At 44.3% G+C, this 20,297-nt stretch carries 22 protein-coding genes and 4 pseudogenes; 13 read left to right on the forward strand and 13 right to left on the reverse strand.

The window, feature by feature from the left end; genetic code table 11:
• From MMY81_RS30805 to MMY81_RS30815, 3 genes are all read left to right on the forward strand, one after another.
• The coding region (locus MMY81_RS30805; protein WP_252315838.1) for an AAA family ATPase at positions 1 to 1,133 on the forward strand (1,133 nt) is incomplete at its 5' end.
• Positions 1,126 to 2,154: a 5-methylcytosine-specific restriction endonuclease system specificity protein McrC gene (gene mcrC, locus MMY81_RS30810; protein ID WP_252315839.1), complete on the forward strand. Its 1,029-nt coding sequence runs from the start codon at positions 1,126 to 1,128 to the stop codon at positions 2,152 to 2,154. The genes MMY81_RS30805 and mcrC, both read left to right, overlap by 8 nt.
• 183 nt (positions 2,155 to 2,337) lie before the next feature.
• Positions 2,338 to 5,076 carry a DEAD/DEAH box helicase gene (locus tag MMY81_RS30815; RefSeq protein WP_252315840.1) on the forward strand — a complete coding sequence of 913 codons (2,739 nt, stop codon included), beginning with the start codon at positions 2,338 to 2,340 and terminating at the stop codon, positions 5,074 to 5,076.
• A gap of 64 nt (positions 5,077 to 5,140) precedes the next feature.
• Here MMY81_RS30815 and MMY81_RS30820 read toward each other — a convergent pair whose 3' ends face one another.
• Positions 5,141 to 5,548 (reverse strand): (deoxy)nucleoside triphosphate pyrophosphohydrolase, encoded by a 408-nt coding sequence (locus MMY81_RS30820; protein ID WP_252315841.1) that lies wholly within the window; start codon positions 5,546 to 5,548, stop codon positions 5,141 to 5,143.
• A 131-nt stretch (positions 5,549 to 5,679) separates the two neighbouring features.
• Here MMY81_RS30820 and MMY81_RS30825 point away from each other — a divergent pair, with 131 nt between their 5' ends.
• The 3 genes from MMY81_RS30825 to MMY81_RS30835 all read left to right on the forward strand — a co-directional run bounded on the left by MMY81_RS30825 (position 5,680) and on the right by MMY81_RS30835 (position 7,152).
• A complete protein-coding gene (locus MMY81_RS30825) occupies positions 5,680 to 6,042 on the forward strand; it encodes a hypothetical protein (protein WP_252315842.1) in 363 nt (120 codons plus the stop codon).
• A 67-nt stretch (positions 6,043 to 6,109) separates the two neighbouring features.
• Positions 6,110 to 6,556, forward strand: coding sequence for a hypothetical protein (locus MMY81_RS30830; RefSeq protein WP_252315843.1), 447 nt, complete (start codon positions 6,110 to 6,112; stop codon positions 6,554 to 6,556).
• Positions 6,557 to 6,642: 86 nt separating this feature from the next.
• Positions 6,643 to 7,152 carry a DUF2798 domain-containing protein gene (locus MMY81_RS30835; RefSeq protein ID WP_252315844.1) on the forward strand — a complete coding sequence of 170 codons (510 nt, stop codon included), beginning with the start codon at positions 6,643 to 6,645 and terminating at the stop codon, positions 7,150 to 7,152.
• A gap of 266 nt (positions 7,153 to 7,418) precedes the next feature.
• Here MMY81_RS30835 and MMY81_RS36090 read toward each other — a convergent pair.
• Both MMY81_RS36090 and MMY81_RS36095 read right to left on the reverse strand, forming a co-directional pair.
• Positions 7,419 to 7,731: pseudogene (locus tag MMY81_RS36090) on the reverse strand (methyl-accepting chemotaxis protein); the annotation flags it as partial.
• Positions 7,732 to 7,746: 15 nt separating this feature from the next.
• Positions 7,747 to 8,121, reverse strand: a pseudogene (locus MMY81_RS36095) (PAS domain-containing protein); the annotation flags it as partial.
• A 244-nt stretch (positions 8,122 to 8,365) separates the two neighbouring features.
• Here MMY81_RS36095 and MMY81_RS30850 point away from each other — a divergent pair.
• The 4 genes and pseudogenes from MMY81_RS30850 (at position 8,366) to MMY81_RS30865 (ending at position 12,307) form a co-directional block, all read left to right on the forward strand.
• Positions 8,366 to 9,418 carry an iron-siderophore ABC transporter substrate-binding protein gene (locus MMY81_RS30850; protein ID WP_252315845.1) on the forward strand — a complete coding sequence of 351 codons (1,053 nt, stop codon included), beginning with the start codon at positions 8,366 to 8,368 and terminating at the stop codon, positions 9,416 to 9,418.
• A gap of 34 nt (positions 9,419 to 9,452) precedes the next feature.
• Positions 9,453 to 10,448: a FecCD family ABC transporter permease gene (locus tag MMY81_RS30855; RefSeq protein ID WP_252315846.1), complete on the forward strand. Its 996-nt coding sequence runs from the start codon at positions 9,453 to 9,455 to the stop codon at positions 10,446 to 10,448.
• Positions 10,448 to 11,480, forward strand: a pseudogene (locus MMY81_RS30860) (FecCD family ABC transporter permease). The gene MMY81_RS30855 and the pseudogene MMY81_RS30860 overlap by 1 nt, the downstream one beginning before the upstream one ends.
• Positions 11,480 to 12,307 (forward strand): ABC transporter ATP-binding protein, encoded by an 828-nt coding sequence (locus MMY81_RS30865; protein WP_252315847.1) that lies wholly within the window; start codon positions 11,480 to 11,482, stop codon positions 12,305 to 12,307. Before MMY81_RS30860 ends, MMY81_RS30865 begins: the two are co-directional and overlap by 1 nt.
• Positions 12,308 to 12,432: 125 nt before the next feature.
• Here the strand turns inward: MMY81_RS30865 and MMY81_RS30870 are convergent, their stop codons facing one another.
• The 4 genes from MMY81_RS30870 to MMY81_RS30885 all read right to left on the reverse strand — a co-directional run bounded on the left by MMY81_RS30870 (position 12,433) and on the right by MMY81_RS30885 (position 14,468).
• A complete protein-coding gene (locus tag MMY81_RS30870) occupies positions 12,433 to 13,119 on the reverse strand; it encodes an LTA synthase family protein (protein ID WP_252315848.1) in 687 nt (228 codons plus the stop codon).
• A complete protein-coding gene (locus tag MMY81_RS30875) occupies positions 13,061 to 13,417 on the reverse strand; it encodes an HAAS signaling domain-containing protein (protein WP_252315849.1) in 357 nt (118 codons plus the stop codon). Before MMY81_RS30875 ends, MMY81_RS30870 begins: the two co-directional genes overlap by 59 nt.
• A complete protein-coding gene (locus MMY81_RS30880; RefSeq protein WP_252315850.1) occupies positions 13,404 to 13,751 on the reverse strand; it encodes a PadR family transcriptional regulator in 348 nt (115 codons plus the stop codon). Before MMY81_RS30880 ends, MMY81_RS30875 begins: the two co-directional genes overlap by 14 nt.
• A gap of 354 nt (positions 13,752 to 14,105) precedes the next feature.
• Entirely contained in the window at positions 14,106 to 14,468 is a 363-nt protein-coding gene (locus tag MMY81_RS30885) for a cyclic-phosphate processing receiver domain-containing protein (protein ID WP_252315851.1), read from the reverse strand.
• Between the two features lie 197 nt (positions 14,469 to 14,665).
• Here MMY81_RS30885 and MMY81_RS30890 point away from each other — a divergent pair, with 197 nt between their 5' ends.
• The gene (locus tag MMY81_RS30890) at positions 14,666 to 15,106 is read left to right on the forward strand and encodes a hypothetical protein (RefSeq protein WP_252315852.1); all 441 of its coding nucleotides are present in this window, start codon (positions 14,666 to 14,668) and stop codon (positions 15,104 to 15,106) included.
• Between the two features lie 84 nt (positions 15,107 to 15,190).
• Here the strand turns inward: MMY81_RS30890 and MMY81_RS30895 are convergent, their stop codons facing one another.
• The 6 genes and pseudogenes from MMY81_RS30895 to MMY81_RS36100 all read right to left on the reverse strand — a co-directional run bounded on the left by MMY81_RS30895 (position 15,191) and on the right by MMY81_RS36100 (position 19,233).
• Positions 15,191 to 15,889: a small-conductance mechanosensitive channel gene (locus MMY81_RS30895; RefSeq protein ID WP_252315853.1), complete on the reverse strand. Its 699-nt coding sequence runs from the start codon at positions 15,887 to 15,889 to the stop codon at positions 15,191 to 15,193.
• A 17-nt stretch (positions 15,890 to 15,906) separates the two neighbouring features.
• Positions 15,907 to 16,617, reverse strand: a complete 711-nt coding sequence (locus MMY81_RS30900; RefSeq protein ID WP_252315854.1) for a DUF5058 family protein — start codon at positions 16,615 to 16,617, stop codon at positions 15,907 to 15,909.
• A gap of 38 nt (positions 16,618 to 16,655) precedes the next feature.
• On the reverse strand, positions 16,656 to 17,645 hold the full coding sequence (locus tag MMY81_RS30905) for an amidohydrolase (protein ID WP_483882507.1): 990 nt from the start codon (positions 17,643 to 17,645) through the stop codon (positions 16,656 to 16,658).
• Positions 17,646 to 17,647: 2 nt separating this feature from the next.
• Complete coding sequence (locus MMY81_RS36385; RefSeq protein WP_483882506.1) at positions 17,648 to 17,869, reverse strand: hypothetical protein; 222 nt, start codon at positions 17,867 to 17,869, stop codon at positions 17,648 to 17,650.
• A gap of 16 nt (positions 17,870 to 17,885) precedes the next feature.
• Complete coding sequence (locus MMY81_RS30910; protein ID WP_252315855.1) at positions 17,886 to 18,083, reverse strand: hypothetical protein; 198 nt, start codon at positions 18,081 to 18,083, stop codon at positions 17,886 to 17,888.
• Between the two features lie 25 nt (positions 18,084 to 18,108).
• A pseudogene (locus MMY81_RS36100) lies at positions 18,109 to 19,233 on the reverse strand (amidase).
• Between the two features lie 438 nt (positions 19,234 to 19,671).
• Here MMY81_RS36100 and MMY81_RS30930 point away from each other — a divergent pair.
• Both MMY81_RS30930 and MMY81_RS30935 read left to right on the forward strand, forming a co-directional pair.
• Positions 19,672 to 19,800 carry a CAT RNA binding domain-containing protein gene (locus tag MMY81_RS30930; protein WP_252315859.1) on the forward strand — a complete coding sequence of 43 codons (129 nt, stop codon included), beginning with the start codon at positions 19,672 to 19,674 and terminating at the stop codon, positions 19,798 to 19,800.
• A gap of 258 nt (positions 19,801 to 20,058) precedes the next feature.
• Positions 20,059 to 20,289, forward strand: coding sequence for a Bg1G family transcriptional antiterminator (locus MMY81_RS30935; RefSeq protein WP_252315860.1), 231 nt, complete (start codon positions 20,059 to 20,061; stop codon positions 20,287 to 20,289).
• The last annotated feature ends 8 nt before the right edge of the window (positions 20,290 to 20,297 follow it).

Below are 20,297 nucleotides of genomic sequence, written 5' to 3' on the forward strand. Positions count from 1 at the left end.
GGCAGTTTTGCAATGAAATTAAAGCAGGAGATATTGTTTTTGCGAAAAAAGGACTACACGTTATTGTTGGAAGAGGAATCGTAGAATCAGACTATATATATGATGATAACCGCAGTGACTATCAGCATATTCATAAAATACGCTGGACCCATAAAGGCGAATGGACACATCCAGGTAAAGCAGCTGTAAAAACGCTTACTGATGTAACCAATTATAAAGAGTATATAATAAAACTTAATAACATTTTTGATACAATACCAGAACCAAAGCCTGAATACGATACATATACAAAGGAACATTTTTTAAATGAGGTTTTTTTAGAGGAGCATCAGTATAAGCAATTAGCTAATTTATTATTGGTAAAGAAAAATCTTATTCTTCAAGGACCGCCGGGGGTTGGTAAAACTTTTGCTGCAAAACGACTGGCATATTCTTTAATGCAGAAAAAAGATACTTCACGTATTAAGACAATTCAATTTCATCAAAGCTACAGCTATGAAGATTTTATGATGGGGTATCGACCTACAGAGAATGGTTTTAAATTGAGTCATGGACCTTTCTATGAATTATGCAAAACGGCTGAAGAAGATAGTGAGCAAGCCTACTTTTTTATAATAGATGAAATCAATCGGGGGAATCTCAGCAAAATTTTTGGCGAACTATTGATGTTAATCGAAAAAGATAAGCGGGGAGAAAAGCTTCAGTTACTGTATGCGAATGAATTGTTTACTGTTCCTGCAAATGTTCATATTATTGGAATGATGAATACTGCTGACCGCAGTTTAGCAATGATGGACTATGCTCTTCGACGGCGGTTTGCCTTTTTCGAATTACGTCCTGCGTTTCAATCTAGCGAATTTCAACAGTATATCAATCAAACAAATTCCATTGGTTTTGAAAAGTTGGTTCGTGTAGTAGAACAGTTAAATGAAGCTATTTCAAATGATGAGGCACTAGGAAAAGGGTTTGTGATAGGTCATAGCTATTTGTATACCAATGAACTAATAAATGATGAATGGATAACAAGCGTTATTGAGTATGAGCTCATTCCCCTTCTTCAAGAGTATTGGTTTGATGAGCCTGAAACTATAATTGACTGGTCTAGAAGTTTACGGGAAGTCCTGCATGATTAAAGTTCAAAATATTTATTATATGCTAGCCTATGCTTTTCGGTTCTTAAAAAATGATGGCACTGCCCATGTAGATACTGAATCTTTTGACCATGCAGAGGACTTATACGCTGCTCTACTCGTGCTAAGCGTATCTAAGCAAATTAAAAGAGGAATAACGAAAGATTATTTGCTGCACACAGAATTATTATCTTCTCCCAGGGGTCGAATCGATGTTTCAGATTCGATTAAGGAAAGAGCTCTTTTTAAAAAACAGCTTATTTGTAAGACAGATGAATACACAGAAAACACTAAATTAAATCAAATTATTAAAACGGCTTTCGAACACCTAATAAAGTCGAAAAATGTACAAACTAAGAGAAAAAAAGAAATGAAGAAGCTTATAAATCATTTCCAGCACGTTAACGTAGTTAATTTAAATTCAGTTAATTGGAAAGCAATACAATACAATCGAAGTAATGTGACTTATCGAATGATAATTAGTATTTGCGAATTCATAGCAAAAGGAATACTATTTTCTTCTCAAGCAGGACAAGAAAAACACAGCCAATTTATTGATGATCAGACAATGCATAAACTTTATGAAAAATTTGTCCTCTCATATTATCAAAAACATTATCCTTCTCTTCGGCCTTCTGCTTCACAAATTGATTGGCAGATTGATAGCGGGGATAAAAAATTTCTTCCTGTGATGAAAAGTGATATCACACTTCAAAAAGGGGAGAAAATCATTATTATTGATACAAAATACTATCAATATTCTATGCAGAAGCATTACTTGAGCAATCGTAGAACATTGCACTCTAACAACCTGTATCAGATTTATACTTATGTTAAAAATAAAGACAAATATCAAACTGGTCTGGTAAGTGGGATTTTGCTCTATGCAAAAACTGAAGAAGAAACAGTGCCTAATGAAGATTATAAGATGGATGGGAACGTTATTAGTGTGAAAACTATAGATTTAAATGCTAACTTCTCAGTTATTCAGAAACAGCTCAATAATATTGCAGAAAAGCTATAGTTTATATAAATGAAAGATCTGAGTTTTTAAATCTGGAGTCAGATCTTTCATTATTAGTATTTATTTTAAATGTGAAGGTTAGACATATATATTTAACTTACGGAAGTCTGTTATAGAAGTTTATGACTATATAAGTCAACTAATGAACAACATTCTTACATACAGAAATGAGGCACTTAAGCCATGGAGCATCGTTTGGTCGTCAACTCAGAGTCGGATAATTTATTAAAGGAACTTACCAGTTCACTGCAAACGTGTGATAGCTTCTATTTTGGCGTTGCTTTTGTTAATTTTAGCGGTGTGCAGCTGCTTTTGGATACGTTAAAGGAAGCAGAAAAGCGGGGGATTCGAGGAAGAATTATGACTTCTACCTATTTGAATTTTACCGATCCTCAGGCGTTGGAGCGGTTAAAGGAATTTGAGCACATTGATCTAAAAGTGTTTGTCACTGATAAACAGATAGGGTTCCATACAAAAGCGTACATTTTCGAATATCCGGATTCGTATAAGATTATTATTGGTTCTTCCAACGTAACGCAATCTGCTTTGAAGAGTAACGTAGAGTGGAACGTTGAGATTGTCTCGAAGAAACATGCTGCTTTTGTAGATCGGGTACTGTCAGAATATGAACAGCTGTGGGAACGCAGTATTATCGCGACTGAGGAATTTCTGCACGACTATCGTGAAATGTACCGCAATACAGAAAGAGTTGCTTTTACAGCTAATGCTGTTTATGAGAAAGCAGAATATGTGGTTCCGAATTCGATGCAGAGTCGTGCAATTGACAATTTAGATCGACTGCGTGACCTGAAAGAAACAAAAGCACTAGTCATTGCAGCAACGGGAACCGGAAAAACGTATATGTCTGCCTTTGATGTAAAGCGTGTTCGGCCTAAACGACTTTTATTTATCGTACATAGAGAAGAAATTCTTCAAAAAGCGAAAGAAACCTTTGAACATTTAATGCCTTCCCTTCAGCGTAGCTTTGGCGTTTTGACAGGAAGCAAAAAGGACTGGGACGCCGAGTATTTATTTGCCAATATTCGCACGCTAGCGAATCACCATACGTCGTTTGCTCCAGATACGTTTGATTATATTGTTGTTGATGAAGCTCATCACGCGACTGCCTCTCAGTATGAACAGGTGCTTGCTTGGTTTACGCCCCAATTTACATTAGGTATGACGGCGACACCAGAAAGAAGCGACCAGCTGTCTGTGTTTGAACTGTTTGATCATAACGTCGCTTTAGAAGTTAGGTTGCATGAAGCATTAGCGGATGACATTGTGGCTCCGTTTCATTATTTTGGCATTACCGATCTGTCGGATATTGATTTAACGGACGTTCGGCTAGAAGATACAGCGGAAATTGCGAAAAGACTGCAGGTCCATAAGCGGGTAAATTTTATTGCAGAACAAATGGCGTTTTATGGTTTTGACGGAGAGCAGCGAAGAGGGTTAGGCTTCTGTGTGAACCGAGAGCACGCTGCATTTATGGCAGCCGCTTTTAATCAACAAGGCATTCCTAGCCAATATTTATCAGGAGAAGATAGTGGAGCAGTGAGAGAAGCGGCTATTCGAGATTTAGAAGATGACTCTCATCCTCTGGAGTTTCTATTTACAGTGGATATTTTTAATGAAGGAATTGATATTCCGACTGTGAATCTTGTACTGATGTTAAGGCCGACTCAATCTCCAATTGTATTTATTCAACAGCTAGGACGAGGACTGCGTAAGCACCCTGGAAAACAATTTTTAACCGTTCTAGACTTTATTGGTAATCATACGAAGAGCTTCTTGATTGCGATCGCGTTAAACGGTCAACGCTACTATGATAAAGAGAGCTTAAAGGTAGCAGTAGCCACTGAATTTGCTCACGTACCGGGCGCTACTCATATTCAAATGGATAAGATTTCGCAAGAGCGAATTCTAGCCCAAATTGATCAAGAGTCCTTTTACAGCATGGCCTATTTGAAAGAACAGTACATGGAATTTAAGAAAGTTCGTCATGGAAAAACAGCCTATGAACTGATGGATTATTACACGTATGATGGTGCCCCTGATCCGGTGAAGTTTATTCAAAAAGAAGGCAGCTACCTCCATTTTCTCATGAAAATAGAAAAAGAAGATTCTATCATAACGTTGCTTCAAGATGAAGTTTGGGCTAGCGTATACAAAGCGATTTCCAAGATGCTTCCAATCAAACGACCGCATGAGTTTAGCTTATACCTCGCCCTTCTCGAGCAAGAAACACTATCTATAGAAGAGGCAGCATATGAAATTCGTCATTGGGTAGAGCAAGTAAATAGAGACAGCGTGCAGCACGCGATGCAAAACGTTGCTCATGCCTTTTTAGACCAACGGGAAAAAGATCGTTCACCTGCATTAGTGGAGTGGCAGGGAGAGGCTATCACTCGTAGCTCGATTCTAGAAGAGTTGCTTCAGAGTGATACGTACAAACAATATTTAATCGATTTACTTGAATACGGACTACATCGTTACGAGCGAGAGTTTGGTAAAAAAGATTATGGTATACCTTTCTTTAAGCTACATGAACAATATCAAATGAGAGACACAGCGGTATTATCGAATGCGACAGTCACTCATTCTTCGTTCCGAGGGTCGGGTCTGCTTCGGAGTGGAAATGATTTGTTTTTATTTGTGGATCTTCATAAAGATGCTGATACAGAAGAACGACTGATGTACAAAGATGAAATAAAAAGTCCCACTGATTTTCAGTGGGAGAGTCCAAACAATATGGCGCAAAACTCTGGACGTGGGACGAGCATTATAGAGCATAAAGAAAAAGGAAATAGACTTCATTTATTCGTGCGGAAATATAAAACGATAGAAAATAGTGTCGTAGAACCGTTTATTTATTTGGGAGAGCTCAACATAGAGTCTTTTCAAAATGAAAAGCGGTGATGTTTCAAATGAAGTTTCAGCACTCTATTCCGGCTCAGCTCTATAGAGAGCTTACGGAGAAAGTTTAAGACAGAGAAGCTTTAGCCATTAGCTCTTCTACTGCCGGTATATCAGCTGGGGCCCAGTTCAAAGAAGAGAATAGATCGGGCGTTAGCCAGAGAAGCTTGGCATGCTCTGTAGCAACTGGTTCTCCGGAAATAAGCTCGGCTTGTAAGCAAATAAGCTCAATGATAAAAGCATCGTATTCGTGAACATGGCGATGGAAAACGTCGCCTGCTTTAATGTTGCAGTGCAGTTCTTCGCTAATCTCACGTTCAATTGCTGTTTGTAGGTCTTCTCCGGTTTCTACTTTGCCACCGGGAAATTCCCACAGGTTTGGTAAAGACATATCAGGACTACGGAGCGCACATAGTAATTCATTCTGATCGTTTTCTATAACAGCAGCAACAACGCTGATTTGTTTTTTAGGCATAAGTAAGTCATTCCTTCCAGTGTATGAAGATACAATGAGTATAGCAGTTAGCGACTATTTCTTCATTAAAGATTGTTGTTTTTGAAGGTATGGAATAGGGGCATAACAATATAAGAATAAAGAGGGATTCGATGAAGAGATTAAAATTAGCCATTGGGTATATGGCTGTATTTTTTGTCATAAGCACCGCGATGAGTTACATACTAGATAACGAATTCAATCGAAATCTTGTCTTAGGGCAGGTCATAGCAGGTCTGTGTATTGGATTATTTTTAGCCCCACATTATAATAAGGCTGGTGAAAACAAGGCGCAGCGGAAACAGTCTATGCGGAAAGTAACCACCAATACCATGTATCTTTTCCTGGCGATCTTTTTGATTGTATTCAGCCTGAATTTTATATTTGAGTCAACGAACTGGATCGCAACAGCTATATTGGGCGTGCCTTTTCTTGTTACTTTTTTGATTAGAATGTTATATAAAAGAAAACGTTAAAATAGAGGATCCATTACGATGGTTTTGATACCTATAACATTCAGACGAAAGGGGGGGACGTTTCGTAATGAATAGGGAGACAGCCATAGAACAACTGACTTTCTTTATAGGGAAATGGGAGCTGAAAGTCATCCACCCGCATCTGGGTACTATTTCCGGGAGAACCGTGTTTGAGTGGATAGAAGAGGAGCGGTATATGATGCAGCGTATCCGTATTGATCAGCCAGACTTCCCAAGCAGTACAATCATTTATGATTATGACGTGGAAGCCAAAACGTACCTGCAGCATTATTTTGATTCACGGGGTCTGACGCGCCTCTATCGGATGAGCCTGGATCATCATACGTGGAAGCTGTGGAGAGAGGCCTCTGACTTTTCGCCGTTGGATTTCTCCCAGCGTTTTACAGGGGACATCAATGCCTCGCAGGATGTTATCCAAAGCGTCTGGGAAAAAGCATACGACAGGGTGACCTGGGAGCGGGATTTCAAGGTAATTTATAGAAAAGTAAAATGACTAAAACGTTCACAAAATGTTCACTTATGAAGGCATGCCTCTTCCCGCTATACTGACGAAGCAGTTATAGAAAGGAAGTTGGAATCATGTCAGAACAGGTTCACCAGGAAGCACGTCTTCCACAGAATGCGAAGGAAGGCATTCTCTTCATGTTAATTGTTTCGTTTCTTTCTGTTAATACGATCGCTCCGGTTATCGTCGGCCTGGAGCGGGGGTTTTCCCTGCAGGTCTACGTAGAAATGCTGCAGATCCTGCCAATCATGTGGATCATCGTCATGCTGGTGGTGATGTTTATCGCAAGACCGCTCGTTGGAAAAGTGATGCCGTTGTTTACTGCAGAAGAGGATGGGTTTAATGCAAAAATTCTCCTGACAATTGTACTGAATGTTACCGTTATTTCTCTCATTATGACGTGTATCGGCATGTGGGTCGGCACGGGACATATCAGCCTTGATCCAATGCAGCAGTTTCTGCATATCTGGCCCCGTAACTTCGGTATCGCGTTCTGGATCGAGATCCTTTTTGCGCAGCCGATCGCACGGTTTGCGATGAAACAGATTCATACGATGCAGGAAAGAAAAACGGTTTCTGCTTAAAGTTGAAAAAAGCTTCCTCCAGATTCGATGGAGGAAGCTTTTTGTTATATGCAAGAATTATAAAATATTTTTTAACTGATTGGCCTGCATTTCCAGCTGATTTGCGGCTTTTTCGATATGTTCAAATTCTTTTACCGCTTCCTGAATGTGTACCTGGTTTTCTTTCGTTCCCTGCTGGGAGCGAACAGTGCCTTCGCTGATTTTGCTTACTTCTTCCGTAATACCCTTTACGTGCTGGTTTACTTCCTGAATCTAAGACTGCGCCCGGGTGGCAAGCTTGCGTACTTCTTCTGCTACTACGCTGAATCCGAGTCCGTGTTCGCCGGCTCTGGCCGCTTCAATGGCGGCATTGAGCGCCAGTAGATTGGTCTGTTCGGCAATTTCGCGTATCGTCTGCACGATGCCGCGGATGGACTCTGCCTGATTTTCCAATGATTTTAATATTGTAAGGTTGCTGTTGGCTTCATGCACAATGGCATCGGAGCTCTGCGTAATTTTGTCGCTTTTCACGCGTCCCATCTGCGCCCGTTCGAGCAGGTGGTCGGACGTCTGTTTTACTTCACTCGATAACGAAAGCATGTCATTTTCTCTTGTCGTAATATCGGTAGCGACTTTCACGATTGCCTGAACTTCACGGGTCTCATTAAACACCGGCATGTACGTGGCTTCTAGCGTAATCAGGCGGGCATCTCTTGTCAGGCGCTGAATTTTATCCTGGAACGAGCGTCCGGAACGCAGTTCTCTCCAGAATGTCTGATATTCCTGGCTCTGTGCAAATTCAACGGTGCAGAACTGGCGGTGCTGCATCCCGATCATGTCGGATGGGTGGTAGCCCATCGCAAAAGCAAAATTGTCGTTGACCCAGATTACTTCTCCAAGCGGATTGAACTCGACCATAGCGAGAGAATGTTCCAACGTACGCAGGACGGCCTGATCTTCTAATACTTGTACTTGAGGGGTGTATTGCATGGTGCTTATCTCCTGTCAATTGGTTATTTTTAGTTCTTTATGCTTAATATACCCCGCTTACTTAAAGTCAAACATAGTACTTTAGACTTTTACAAAAGAAAATATAAGCAGTACAGCGCGGGAGAAATAATTATTATGTCTAAAAAGCAATTGACAGGCTGCAGATAGTATTCTATATTAATGATAATGATTATCAATTTCACCGCATGATGAATACTACATATAACCGACGGGGGAAGAATACATGAAACTTGGAAAGAAATCGAAAAAGATGTTAGGTCTTACAATCGCATCGGCCGGTATGGCGGCTGTATTAACAGGATGTGGCGGTGGAGAAGAGGAGTCTGGTTCGGAAGCAGCAGGTTCTGAGGAATCCGGAGGCGATGAATCAATCGTTATTGAGCATGCGTTTGGAGAGACCGTTATCGAAGAAACACCGGAGCGGGTCGCAACCATTCAATGGGGAAACCAGGATACAGTGATGGCTCTTGAGGAAGTACCTGTCGGATTCTCAGCGGCAAACTTCGGCCCGGTAAATGAGAACGGCGTGCTCCCTTGGACGCAGGAAAAAATGGATGAACTCGGAATGGATGATCCGACCGTTTTTCAGGATACGGACGGCCTTGACTTCGAAGCAATCTCCGACAGCAACCCGGACGTGATTTTAGCCGCTTATTCCGGGATCACCCAGGAAGATTATGATCTGCTGAGCGAGATTGCACCGGTTGTTGCCTATCCGGAAATGCCTTGGACGACATCATGGCGTGATCAGATTACGCTGAATTCCCAGGGGATGGGTATGGCAGAAGAAGGCGAGCAGTTGATCACTGACACGGAGACACTGATCGAAGAGAAAACAGCCGAGTATTCCCATCTGGAAGGTAAAACCGTAGCATGGGTTAACTTTTCCGCCAATGATCTGTCAGAGATGCATTTCTATACGCCTGCTGATCCACGCGTATCCTTTTTAAATGAGCTTGGCCTGGAGAATCCAGCAGGGCTGGACGACGTAATTGAAGACGAGTCCGCTTTTTCGATGACGCTGAGCGCAGAGAATGCCGACGTACTTGATGATGTCGATATCATCATGGGATACGGCGATGAAGCATTGTATGAAGCGGTAAAAGAGGATCCGCAGCTCGGTCAGATCGACGCCATTGAAAATGGGAATGTCGCATTTGTGGACGCGGAAAGTGTAGTAGGAGCTTCCGGAACGCCGACGGCGCTTTCTATCTCCTATACCATTGATGACTATTTAGAGCTGATTGACGAAACGTTAAACGAATCCGATGAATAGCACCTGGAGAAAAAAAGAGGCGCTGCCCGTATACATGCCTAAGCACTTAACCATAGTGCTCTTTTTTTCTTTTATTCTATTACTTGCCTGTATTATATTGTCGCTCGTTTTCGGGGCACGAACAATCACATGGAATGAACTTATAGCCGGCGTGACGTTCTCAGGCGCGGAATCATACGGTGCCGGAGTCGTTCAGGAACGGATTCCGCGGACGGTCTTCAGCTTATGCTGCGGTGCGGCACTCGGTGTATCGGGTGCTCTTATGCAGGCTGTTACCCGCAATCCGATTGCGGATCCAAGCATTTTGGGAGTCAATACGGGCGCGGCTTTGTTTGTCGTGATGGGGCTGGCGTTCTGGAATATCAGCACAGCCGGCGAGTACATCACAGTCGCTATTATCGGCGCCCTTATCACGGCCGCGTTTGTGTACGGCATCGGCTCCATGGGTCCTGCAGGAGCGACGCCATTGAAGCTGGTGCTCGCAGGAGCAGCCACAAGTGCCGCCTTGTCCTCTTTGATCAGCATGATCATTCTCCCGCGCGGCCATATTATGGATCAGTTTCGTTTCTGGCAGGTGGGAAGTGTAGGATCAGGCAGCTGGAACAGCATTCTGACGTTTCTTCCTATATTAGTTATCGGGGTTCTGTTGGCCGTAGGCTCGGCCTCGGCACTGAATGCGCTGGCACTCGGAGATGAGGTCGCTACCGGACAGGGCGTGCGGACGGGTATACTTCGAATTACCGCGGCTTTCGCAGGAGTGATTCTATGCGGGGCCGTAACGGCGCTGGCAGGGCCGATCGCTTTTATCGGACTGATGTCCACTCATTTTGTGCGACTGCTGCTGGGACCTGATTTACGATATATTATTCCACTATCCGCGATGACAGGGGCGGTTATATTAACCGCCGCAGATGTGAGCGGAAGACTTCTCGGAAGCCCGGGAGAGCTGGAAGCAGGCGTTGTTACCGCCTTTATCGGCGCACCGCTTCTTATCTTCCTGGCAGTTCGAATGAAAGTGCGGTCGTTATAATGCTGGCGGAAACAATTCATGTCATAAAAACAGAAAGACGGCAGCGAAAAAGACGCTGGCTTCTCGTAAACGGCCTGCTTGTGCTGCTGGGGCTGGTATTGTGCAGTACGATGCTGCTGCTCGGTAATACGATTTATTCGGTCGATGTAGTCGTCCGCACGCTTATGGGTGAATCCATTGACGGTGCCTCGTTTGCGATTAACACGATCCGGCTGCCGCGGATGCTGGCTGGACTGCTGGCCGGCTTTGCGTTCGGTATCGCTGGTAACGTGTTTCAGACCATGCTGCGCAATCCGCTCGCAAATCCGGAGATTCTGGGTATTACCGCGGGATCGAGTGCGGCGGCTCTGTTCTGTATTCTGGTGCTCCAAACGAGCAACGCCGTTGTGTCCTTGTCATCATTAGTGGCCGGGCTTGTTACCGTGATGCTTATTTACGGATTTGCAAGAATCGGTACTTTTTCCACCGGACGTTTGATTTTGATCGGAATTAGTTTCCAGGCGATGCTGGGCGCCTTTATTTCATATCTGCAGCTGATCGGCAGGCAGGAGGATTTGGCGACGGCTTTGCGCTGGCTCAGCGGAAGCCTGAACGGCTCGCAGTTAAATGCGATACTGCCTTTACTTATTGGCATTATAATATGCGCCCCTATTGTTATTGCCCTCAGCCGGCATTTGAGCGTGCTGGAGCTCGGGGAACAGGCAGCAGTATCGTTAGGCCTGAACACGAATATAACGAGAATACTCCTTATTGTCAGCTCCGTCTGTATGATTGCGCTTGCCACGCTCGGTCACGGGACCGATTGCCTTTGTAGCATTTCTGGCAGGGCCTATCGCTAAAAGGCTGATAGGAAGCAGCGCATCAAGCGTGATTCCAGCAGGTCTGCTCGGGATGAACCTTGTCCTCGGAGCCGATCTGCTTGGTCAGTTTGCTTTTGGCACCAGATTTCCGGTCGGTATTATCACCGGTGTCCTGGGCGCTCCCTTTTTACTGTTTCTGCTAATCCAAATGAATCGGAGGGGAAGTTTATAATGAAGCCGGCGCATCAGTTCCAAACTGAACAAATCGTTGCAGGGTATGACCAGAAAATGATTCTCGACCATATTGACGTGGAGATTTACAGCAATAAAATCAATACCATTATCGGAGCCAATGCCTGTGGAAAGTCTACGCTGTTAAAGGCAATGGGAAGGCTTTTGAAGCCGAAGCAAGGCGACATTACGCTGGATGGCAAAGCCATACACAAAATCCCGTCCAAGCAGCTTGCCCGTATTGTCGGGCTTCTGCCGCAGTCGCCGATTGTGCCGGAAGGCATCACCGTCGCCGACCTGGTCGGTCGGGGGAGGTTCCCGCACCAATCGTTTTTGAAAAGCTGGACGAAAGAGGACTATGAGGCGATTGCCGAAGCAATGGAAACGATGAATATTACCGAGCTTGCCGACCGGAACATTGATGAGTTGTCCGGCGGGCAGCGGCAGCGCGTCTGGATTGCGATGGCGTTAACCCAGCAGACCGATATTTTGTTTCTGGATGAGCCGACCACGTTTCTCGACATTACCTATCAGGTGGAAATACTGGACCTGCTTACCGATCTCAACCGAAAGTACGGCACAACCATTGTGATGGTGCTGCATGACGTGAACCTGGCAGCACGCTATGCCGATCACATTTTTGCGCTGCGGCAGGGGCAGCTGATGGCAAAGGGAAGACCATCGGAAGTGATTACAGAAGGGCTGATTAAGGATATTTATAACCTGGACTGTATGGTGATCGAGGATCCGGTGTCACGCTCGCCTCTGGTCTTGCCAAAGGGACGGTATCATACAGAGCAGAAAGAAAAGAATAGAAGATTTTTATAAGAAGAATAGATGAAAAGCCATAGAAAAGGTCTATGGCTTTTTTGTTTGGGATATTTTTCATTCTTGAAAAGCTTTCAAGTATAAAAAAGGCACCAGCTTCTTTTAGAAGCCGTGCCTTTTTGGTTTTAGAAATATTTAATTCGGGCTTTTTTGAAACCGCTTATTGCTTGGTAAATCACGAATGAAATAATGGATAATACGATAGTCCACAATACTATATATTGATACAGTTCAATCAAACCAACGGGTATAGCAAATCTTTCGGAAAGATACAGCATAAATGCTGGATTGAATAGAGAAGCCCGGCTGGCAAACACGATAAGAAAAACAACAAAGGCAAAGTGAAAAACAGCATTTGATACGGCCAAACTCTTATTCCAATAGCCGACTTTCCGTTTGTAAAGGTTTAAAGCAAGCGCTGCCGCTGCCAAAATAACTACAAAAGGAAGGAAAGCATGTAAAAGAGGGATATTAAATAATGAAATTTCATCCGCAGAAGTTCCGTTTGCAAAAGTAAAGAATGCAATGGTTAAGAAAACGGTCCAAAAAAAGCTTAAATATATTGATGCTTTAGAGATTGTTTTCTTCCATGGAGTGGTTAATGTATTGCTTATATCTTCAGGCTTCCAGGGTTTTCCGGTTAATGCAGAGGAATTCCCATCGCGGTTGACACCAATGCGTTCCAGAAAAATGAGTACGAGAACGCTCCAGAAAAACACGTGGGCAACAATATTCAGTACAGCTCCAATTAAATCACCACTTATGGCCATAACTAATGTGAAAAGGCCGCCTTCTCCTGTAATAGCTGTCATAACTCCCGTAACAGCTATTACAACTATCATATATAAATATAAAACCTGTTACTTTTAAAGAAGAAGAACAAAAATCATAGACCTGTTGTCCAAAGGAGTAGGAAGGGTGCTCCCGATATTGAGAGGCCAATTTGATAGGGTCTCCAAATTCGGCTAATACCTCTTTTACATCCTCTTCTGTATAGTCTGGAGGAAGCATATCGCCTATAGATGATTTTAATTCAAGTGCGACATCATCCTGAACTGCAGGTGACAGGCGGCTTGTTACATCATGTATATATTTATCAATCATCTTCATTGTTATTCCCTCCTTTCAAAAGTGTGTTAAGTTCTTTTGTCGTGTTCTCCCAATGGCCTTTCAACGCCTGAAAAACCTCTTCTCCGTATTCACTCAATACATAATATTTCCGTGGCCGGTTTTCGGAAGTATCCCAGCTGCTTGAAACTACTTTCTGTTTTTCCAGTCGGCGCAGCAGAGGATAGAGAGTACTCTGGTCAATTTTCATCCCATGGTCATTTAAACGCTGAGCCAATGAATATCCATATTGTGGAGTCTTCAATTGACTTAAGACAGCTAAAGTTAAAGAACCTCGTCGAAGTTCGGTTACTAAAGAATTTAATAAATCGCTCATATCATCACCTCGTATTTATACTGTGTATAATACACTATAATTTATTATACATCAATGTTTGTAATAAACTAAATGTTTTAAGACGTAAGGCTGGAGATCGGATGCAATGATTAAAATTACTTATATAAAAAGAAGAGACCGGCCCCCAAAAGGGGTCAATCTCTTCTTGTAATGGATTTATTTGATTGGAATCGCATCGCTGTCCCGGAAAATGCTACTTACGGACGGGAGTATATTGTCATGATCATCTCTTTATCGTTAACAGCAGGTGCTGTTACAGGTATTGTTCAGTACAGTAGGCTTGGTAAGAGTAAACATATCAATTAAAAGATCCAGACAATAGCGGGCATCCTGCTAATCGCCTGAATACTTGTTTTCGGTAATGGAGTAATGAAATATTTCAATATCATCCGAAATAAAACCTCGGCGCTGGGCGCCCTTGAGCGTTTGATACATATTCTCGCGGCCGACGCCGTTGTCGGTATGCATATAAATTTTATTGGCGTGGTAGCCTTTTTCACAGAAAGTTTTAACCAGGTCATAGCCGGTTGGAAGAAGCTGGCCCTCCTTGTCCTCGCCTAAATCATGGTCCAGCGATAGAATATTGATAGGATGAGTTTCCAGGTAATGAATAGCTTCGTCTGCCGTTCGGGCAACAACAAATCCTTCTGGACAGTCTCTTAAATCATCTACGTATAAGTTTAGGCTTTCGCTCATAGAAAGCACCTCATTTCTTGTTTTACATATAATAGCATATAAAATTTGCAGGATACTAAAATAAAAAATTTTTTAAGAAATCTTACATAGGAATGATAGGATAGAAATATACATATAATGATTAATTATAAAATTTTTAGAGGAGATAGACCAATGCCTGTGAATAAAAAAACTTAAGAAAATCTGATGCGTTTTTAATGAATGAAGACACAGTGAATCAAGCGGTCGCAAGTTTTCTAATAAGTAAGGGGTTTGACTGTGAGATTCCGTTAACAGGAAGACAGCAGGGAGTAGATGTAAAAGCTAAAAAAAATAACGTTAGCATTTATGTAGAATCAAAAGGATCACGAAAAAATAGCGCTGCTGATGATGAAGTGTTTGATCATGGTCAATTAGTGAATCATATGGCTAGACAAATATATACACTAATGAAGTATGAATCAGCGAACTCTGAGTGGAATAATATATACATACTTGCAAATCCAGACATTGAGAGAATTAGAATTGAATATAATAAAGTGAAAAATACAGTTCAAAAATTACAATTTGTTTGTATGTGGGTTCAAAGTGATAACACGGTAATAGTAGAGAATCCTAAAAGTATGAATAATTTACTTTTTGATCTAGGAATACTTTGAGCTGAAATGAAAATTTATATTCATAAGTTTATTAAATCACAAAAAGAGCCGCCTCTATATGTTAGAGAGACGGCTTTTTTCTATTTACGCTTCCTTCAAATTCTTCCGTTCGAGAAACAGCACAATCGCAATCGTCAATACGACGCAGATGACAATTTTAATTAAGCTGAAGATCGGGGAGAACACGACGGCTGCGCCAATCGCAAGGGCAATCGCGCCGTACAGTGGATTCTTGTAGGCAAACTGCCCGAGCACGCCACCGAAGATGGCAGGAAGTACGAAAGCAAAGGCACTCTCCACCGGAGCAGGCAGCATCGTAATAATGTAGGAACCCCCGAGAATAATGCTGATAATGACGATGATATTTACAAGAGAGGCAATCGCGATACCAAGGGCTCCAGCAATTTCTGCTTTTTTCGTCCCGGGCTCGGCCCCGATGGCGTTTTGCGCCGCAGCCGAGCAGGGAAGGCACATATTGGCGATATTTCCAGTCAGAAACGCCATATAGGTTCCGGCAATGCCAAGCGTCGGGTAGTAGGTAATAGGCTCAAGCACCCACATAATACCGATAAAGGCGGCATATCCTATAATACCGGCTAAAATGACGCCCCAGCCGGGATGGTATCCGAGACCAAAGGATAGATACAATGGCGGCAGCAGGCAGGCAGCAATCAACAGCCAGAGTGTCGTACGTCCCCAGAAATGGGCTTTCTCGTGAAAAAGATCCATGCCGACCGCTTTAGCCGATGCCGGCACCGAGCGGGCATTCACTCCTTCATTCATCAAACCCCTTTCGTTTTTTAAAGAATACTCGTAAAGTAACCGCCGGTCATTCCGATAACTAAAGCAATGCCGAGCGCCCATTCCTTCAGCCAGTTCACATCAAGCCGCTGCGAGGCAAACATCAGAAGCATCATGGCAGCCGCTGATATCGTTCCGGCAACAATGTAGCTCATGCCGCCGGTCATGGAATCACTGGCGAGATAGCCAAACGCGCCAAGCATCGCGGCCGTGGAGACGAGTCCCATCGCTTTGGCGTTCTTGTTAACGACCTTCTTTTGAAAAGAGCCGAGGGATTTAGTGAAAAGAGCCGTAAAGATCAGCCAGCCCATACCGCCGATACACATCGTCCAGACAACCGTTGTAAAGGCCTGTTCGTTAAAAGCGGCGCTTCCGAGATCGGCGCCGAACACGTCCGCCCCGATTCCTGCGGCAGCTGATTCTGTAGCCGCGGAGCCGATAATACCGATACGCATTAACGTTATCGGAGAACCAAGAAGGGCCAGAAGCGACACAACAACAATTGCAATACCGAAGGAGGGACCAAGCGAGCTGATGAATCCTGTTTTTATGGAGCTTTTTACTTCGTCGGAGCTCATACCAATGTCGGGAGCCGTTTTAATCGAAAGCCTTAAAAACACGATGCCCTGAAAAATGACGATACTTACTACAATAAAAGCCATAATCCAAAGCGGAGCGCTGTTGGCGAGCGCCATCACATCACTATTCATGGGGTTCTCCTCCTTTTATTTAGTCAGCGGGACATATGTTACTTCGCACGAGCGGTCTCCGGCTGAGCCGGCTCTTCCACCCCGGACAGATACTGATAAACCGTGCCTATAAACAGCCTGCCGATGTCGACCATCGAACGTTCGTCTATATCAAACCTTGGATGATGGTGCGGGTATATTGGTTCTCCGGCAGGCGCGCCGCCGACCCAGAAGAACGTACCGGGACGCTCGAGCAGGTAGTAGGCGAAGTCTTCCATCCCCATCTGCTCCTGAATGTATTCAATCTGCTGCACGCCCGGCGTATTCTGCGCGATCTTCTCCACACGTTTCGTTTCCTCCGGGTGGTTCCAGACGGCGGGATAGCCTCTCGTGTACGTGAAGTCCACATGGGCACCGAGTCCTTCGCCGGTAGTAGTGACGATAGATTCCATTGATTTCTCAATCGCATCGCGGACGTCGTTATCAAACGTGCGGACCGTTCCCTGAATCCTGGCGGTGTCGGGGATCACGTTGAAGCTGTCGCCTCCATTAAAGGCGGTTACCGAAACGACCGCCGGTTTGACGGGATCCACCTGCCGGCTGACAATCTGCTGAAGGTTCATCATCATTTGGCTTCCAACCATTAATGGATCAACGGTTAAGTGGGGTGTTGCCGCATGACCGCCGCGTCCGGAGATCTCGATTTCAAATGTATCTCCGCACGCCATGGCATTCTTTTCCTTCAACCCGATTGTGCCAAGGGGGTGGAGAGAAGAAACGTGCGCGCCATAAACGACATCAACCCCATCCAGGCAGCCGTCATCAATCATGGATTTGGCGCCTCCTGGAATGACTTCTTCTGCGAATTGATGCAAAAACACAACAGTACCCTCCAGTATGTCTTTATTTTTGGACAGTACGGCGGCAGTGCCGAGAAGGGCTCCGGTATGAATATCGTGGCCGCAGGCGTGCATCACGCCGTCAATCCGTGATTTATACGGCACATCGTTTTCCTCCTGAATCGGAAGGGCATCAAAATCAGCCCGCAGTGCTACCGTCTTTCCGGGTTTATCCCGCGCAGAATGCCGACAACCCCCCGTCCGCCGACGCCGGTTTTTACTTCGAGTCCCAGTTCGCTTAAATAGGCCGCTACTTTTTTAGGCGTTTCTGTTTCGTGGTGCGACAGCTCGGGAAACATGTGCAGATCCCGACGGAACGCACTCATCTCGGGCAGCAGGTCTTCGAGTTGATCAAATAATGGATCCAGCATCATAACAGCTCCTCTTTTTTTATTCGTTTGTTACAGCAGGAAAGACCGGTCGTTTTTCACCATAGGCCGCTGCTTTTTCAAAAGCCTGACCGATCCGGAGTACTTCGTAATCCGCATGGTGAGGGCCCACTATCTGCAGCCCGGTTGGCAGGTGGTCTGCGGTAAAGCCTCCCGGAATCGACAGGGCGGGGTTTCGGCTGCAGAAATGTAATAGCATGACTTCATCCAGTCCAGGTAGGAATTCATTGGAAGGCCGTTAATGGAAGTCGGGTATTCAATATCAGCGGAAAAAGGAACCACCTGGCTGACTGGAAGCAAAAGCGCGTCATAGGTTTCAAAAATAATCGGAGCCGGTGGTACAGGTCATGGCGGAGCTGTTCAGCCCGGCCGATATCCGGGCCGCTGAGACGCTGCCCTTTTTGAAAGTTGGTCATGAAGCTGTCTTTCAACAGGTCTCCATGATTGTTGACTATGTCTTTATAAGTGAGCTCGAACTCCCAGGCTCTTAGAATCTGAAAGGCTTCTTCTGCCTCCTGAAAAGACGGGCAGGCTTCTTCCAGTTCGCAGCCCAGATCTTTTTCAAAAATAGAAAGCTGCTCTTTAAATACGCGCTGGATTTCCGGTTCGATTGGCAGCTGCCCGCCGAAGTCGGCTGACCAGGCGATTTTAAGACCGGAAATATCATTAGAAAGCGGCTTTGTAAACACACTGCCGGGCTCTTCAATCGAGATGGGAGCACGCGGATCAGGGCCTGCCAGAGCGGAAAGCATAAAGAACGCATCTTCTGTGTTTCGTGTAATCGGGCCCTGGACAGCGAGCGGGGAAAAAGGGGCGGCCTTTGGATACATCGGAAGCCGGCCGGGAAGGACGCAGGCCGACAACATTATTGAAGGCGGCTGGAAAACGGAGTGATCCTCCCATATCGCTGCCATCCGCAAATGGAATCAGCCCGGAAGCCACCGAAGCGGCTGCGCCGCCGCTGCTTCCGCCTGCGGTTTTCGTAAGGTCATAGGATTTCGCGTCGTGCCGAACACCTGGTTAAAGGTATGAGAACCGGCAGCAAACTCAGGCACGTTGGTTTTACCGATCACGATGGCGCCGGCCTGCTTTAACCGCTCCGTGATCAGGTCGTCGCTCGTGGGAATATGATCTTTAAAAGCAAGCGACCCGAAAGTAGTTGGAAATCCTTCAGCGTGATGCGTGTCTTTTACCGCTATTGGGAGCCCATGGAAAGGACCTGTTAAAGCATCCGAAGCGAGCGCTCGGTCGGCTTCATCCGCTCCCTGGAGGGCCCGCTCCTCATCGAGTGATACAACCGCATTAATATGAGGATTAATCGAGCGGATGCGTGCAAGCGACGCTTCCATTAACTCCCGGACGAAAGCTCCCGTTGTTGAATCATGCGGGCCAGCTGCGAAGCAGATTGATAAAGCAGCGTGTCATCCATGCGATTCCTCCTTCATTGAATGTTAGTCGGTATAGTATGTAGTTGTTTATGTTAAGGGAAGCAAAATAAGAAAACAACGATCGTTGCAAATTTTCTGACAAGGATTCTAAGGCTTCTATATCCTTTTAATAAAGGAAAAAAATAGAGTTATATAAGGAAAGCACTTACATTAAGATAGATAGGAGTTCCCTTTTTATACACAAAAAACGAAAAAATAAAAAAAGTAGTTGCACATTTATGACTAGTATTATATGATCTTTGTAAGCGAATACATAACGGATTGTACTGTTCAATCAGGCAAAACCGATTCCCACTAAAAGGGAAGGTTTTGCCTTTTTGTTTATCGGAGGTGGAAGAAGTGAAGATCAGCAAAATACTCAATAACAATGTAGTCGTCTCCGTCAAGGACAAGCAGGAAGTTATCGTGATGGGGCGTGGAATTGCTTTTAACAAAAAAGTAAAAGAAGATATTGATGAGCAAAAGTAGAAAAAATCTTCACTTCGGAAGACAAAGATATTACAAAAAAGTTTAAGGATCTTATTGCGGAGCTTCCGCTGGACTACATGGAGCTCTCAGAGGAAATTATTCAGTACGCCAGGGCCGAGCTTGGAAAAAACTCAACGACAGCATCTATATTCGCTGACGGATCATATTCATTTTGCAGTCGAACGCCACACAAAAGGACTCTCCATTAAAAAACGGTCTCTTATGGGAAACAAAGAACCTCTATAGAGAGGAATTAAAGTGGGGCTGGAAGCGTTGAATATGATCTGTGACCGTTTCAACGTAATTCTGCCGGAAGATGAGGCTGGATTTATCGCCCTTCATCTCGTGAATGCGCAGCTGAACGAGGATATGATGAATACACTGGATATAACGAAGATCATTCAGGACATTTTAACCATCGTAAAGTACAGCTTTAAAATGGAATTCGATGAAAGTTCACTGAACTATCACCGATTATTACGCATCTGAAGTTCTTT

This window comes from Sinobaca sp. H24 (genome assembly GCF_023845525.1).

Excerpts from the sequence above, each read along its gene's own strand:
- MMY81_RS30850 (WP_252315845.1), top strand. The coding sequence starts at position 8,366 with ATGAAACTTGGAAAGAAATCGAAAAAGATGTTAGGTCTTACAATCGCA.
- MMY81_RS30865 (WP_252315847.1), top strand. The coding sequence starts at position 11,480 with ATGAAGCCGGCGCATCAGTTCCAAACTGAACAAATCGTTGCAGGGTAT.
- MMY81_RS30820 (WP_252315841.1), bottom strand. The coding sequence starts at position 5,548 with ATGCCTAAAAAACAAATCAGCGTTGTTGCTGCTGTTATAGAAAACGAT.
- MMY81_RS30815 (WP_252315840.1), top strand. The coding sequence starts at position 2,338 with ATGGAGCATCGTTTGGTCGTCAACTCAGAGTCGGATAATTTATTAAAG.
- MMY81_RS30855 (WP_252315846.1), top strand. The coding sequence starts at position 9,453 with ATGCCTAAGCACTTAACCATAGTGCTCTTTTTTTCTTTTATTCTATTA.
- mcrC (WP_252315839.1), top strand. The coding sequence starts at position 1,126 with ATGATTAAAGTTCAAAATATTTATTATATGCTAGCCTATGCTTTTCGG.
- MMY81_RS30825 (WP_252315842.1), top strand. The coding sequence starts at position 5,680 with ATGAAGAGATTAAAATTAGCCATTGGGTATATGGCTGTATTTTTTGTC.
- MMY81_RS30875 (WP_252315849.1), bottom strand. The coding sequence starts at position 13,417 with ATGAAGATGATTGATAAATATATACATGATGTAACAAGCCGCCTGTCA.
- MMY81_RS30890 (WP_252315852.1), top strand. The coding sequence starts at position 14,666 with ATGAATGAAGACACAGTGAATCAAGCGGTCGCAAGTTTTCTAATAAGT.
- MMY81_RS30910 (WP_252315855.1), bottom strand. The coding sequence starts at position 18,083 with ATGCTATTACATTTCTGCAGCCGAAACCCCGCCCTGTCGATTCCGGGA.
- MMY81_RS36385 (WP_483882506.1), bottom strand. The coding sequence starts at position 17,869 with ATGATGCTGGATCCATTATTTGATCAACTCGAAGACCTGCTGCCCGAG.
- MMY81_RS30885 (WP_252315851.1), bottom strand. The coding sequence starts at position 14,468 with ATGAGCGAAAGCCTAAACTTATACGTAGATGATTTAAGAGACTGTCCA.
- MMY81_RS30870 (WP_252315848.1), bottom strand. The coding sequence starts at position 13,119 with ATGACAGCTATTACAGGAGAAGGCGGCCTTTTCACATTAGTTATGGCC.
- MMY81_RS30900 (WP_252315854.1), bottom strand. The coding sequence starts at position 16,617 with ATGAATAGTGATGTGATGGCGCTCGCCAACAGCGCTCCGCTTTGGATT.
- MMY81_RS30830 (WP_252315843.1), top strand. The coding sequence starts at position 6,110 with ATGAATAGGGAGACAGCCATAGAACAACTGACTTTCTTTATAGGGAAA.
- MMY81_RS30880 (WP_252315850.1), bottom strand. The coding sequence starts at position 13,751 with ATGAGCGATTTATTAAATTCTTTAGTAACCGAACTTCGACGAGGTTCT.
- MMY81_RS30895 (WP_252315853.1), bottom strand. The coding sequence starts at position 15,889 with ATGAATGAAGGAGTGAATGCCCGCTCGGTGCCGGCATCGGCTAAAGCG.
- MMY81_RS30835 (WP_252315844.1), top strand. The coding sequence starts at position 6,643 with ATGTCAGAACAGGTTCACCAGGAAGCACGTCTTCCACAGAATGCGAAG.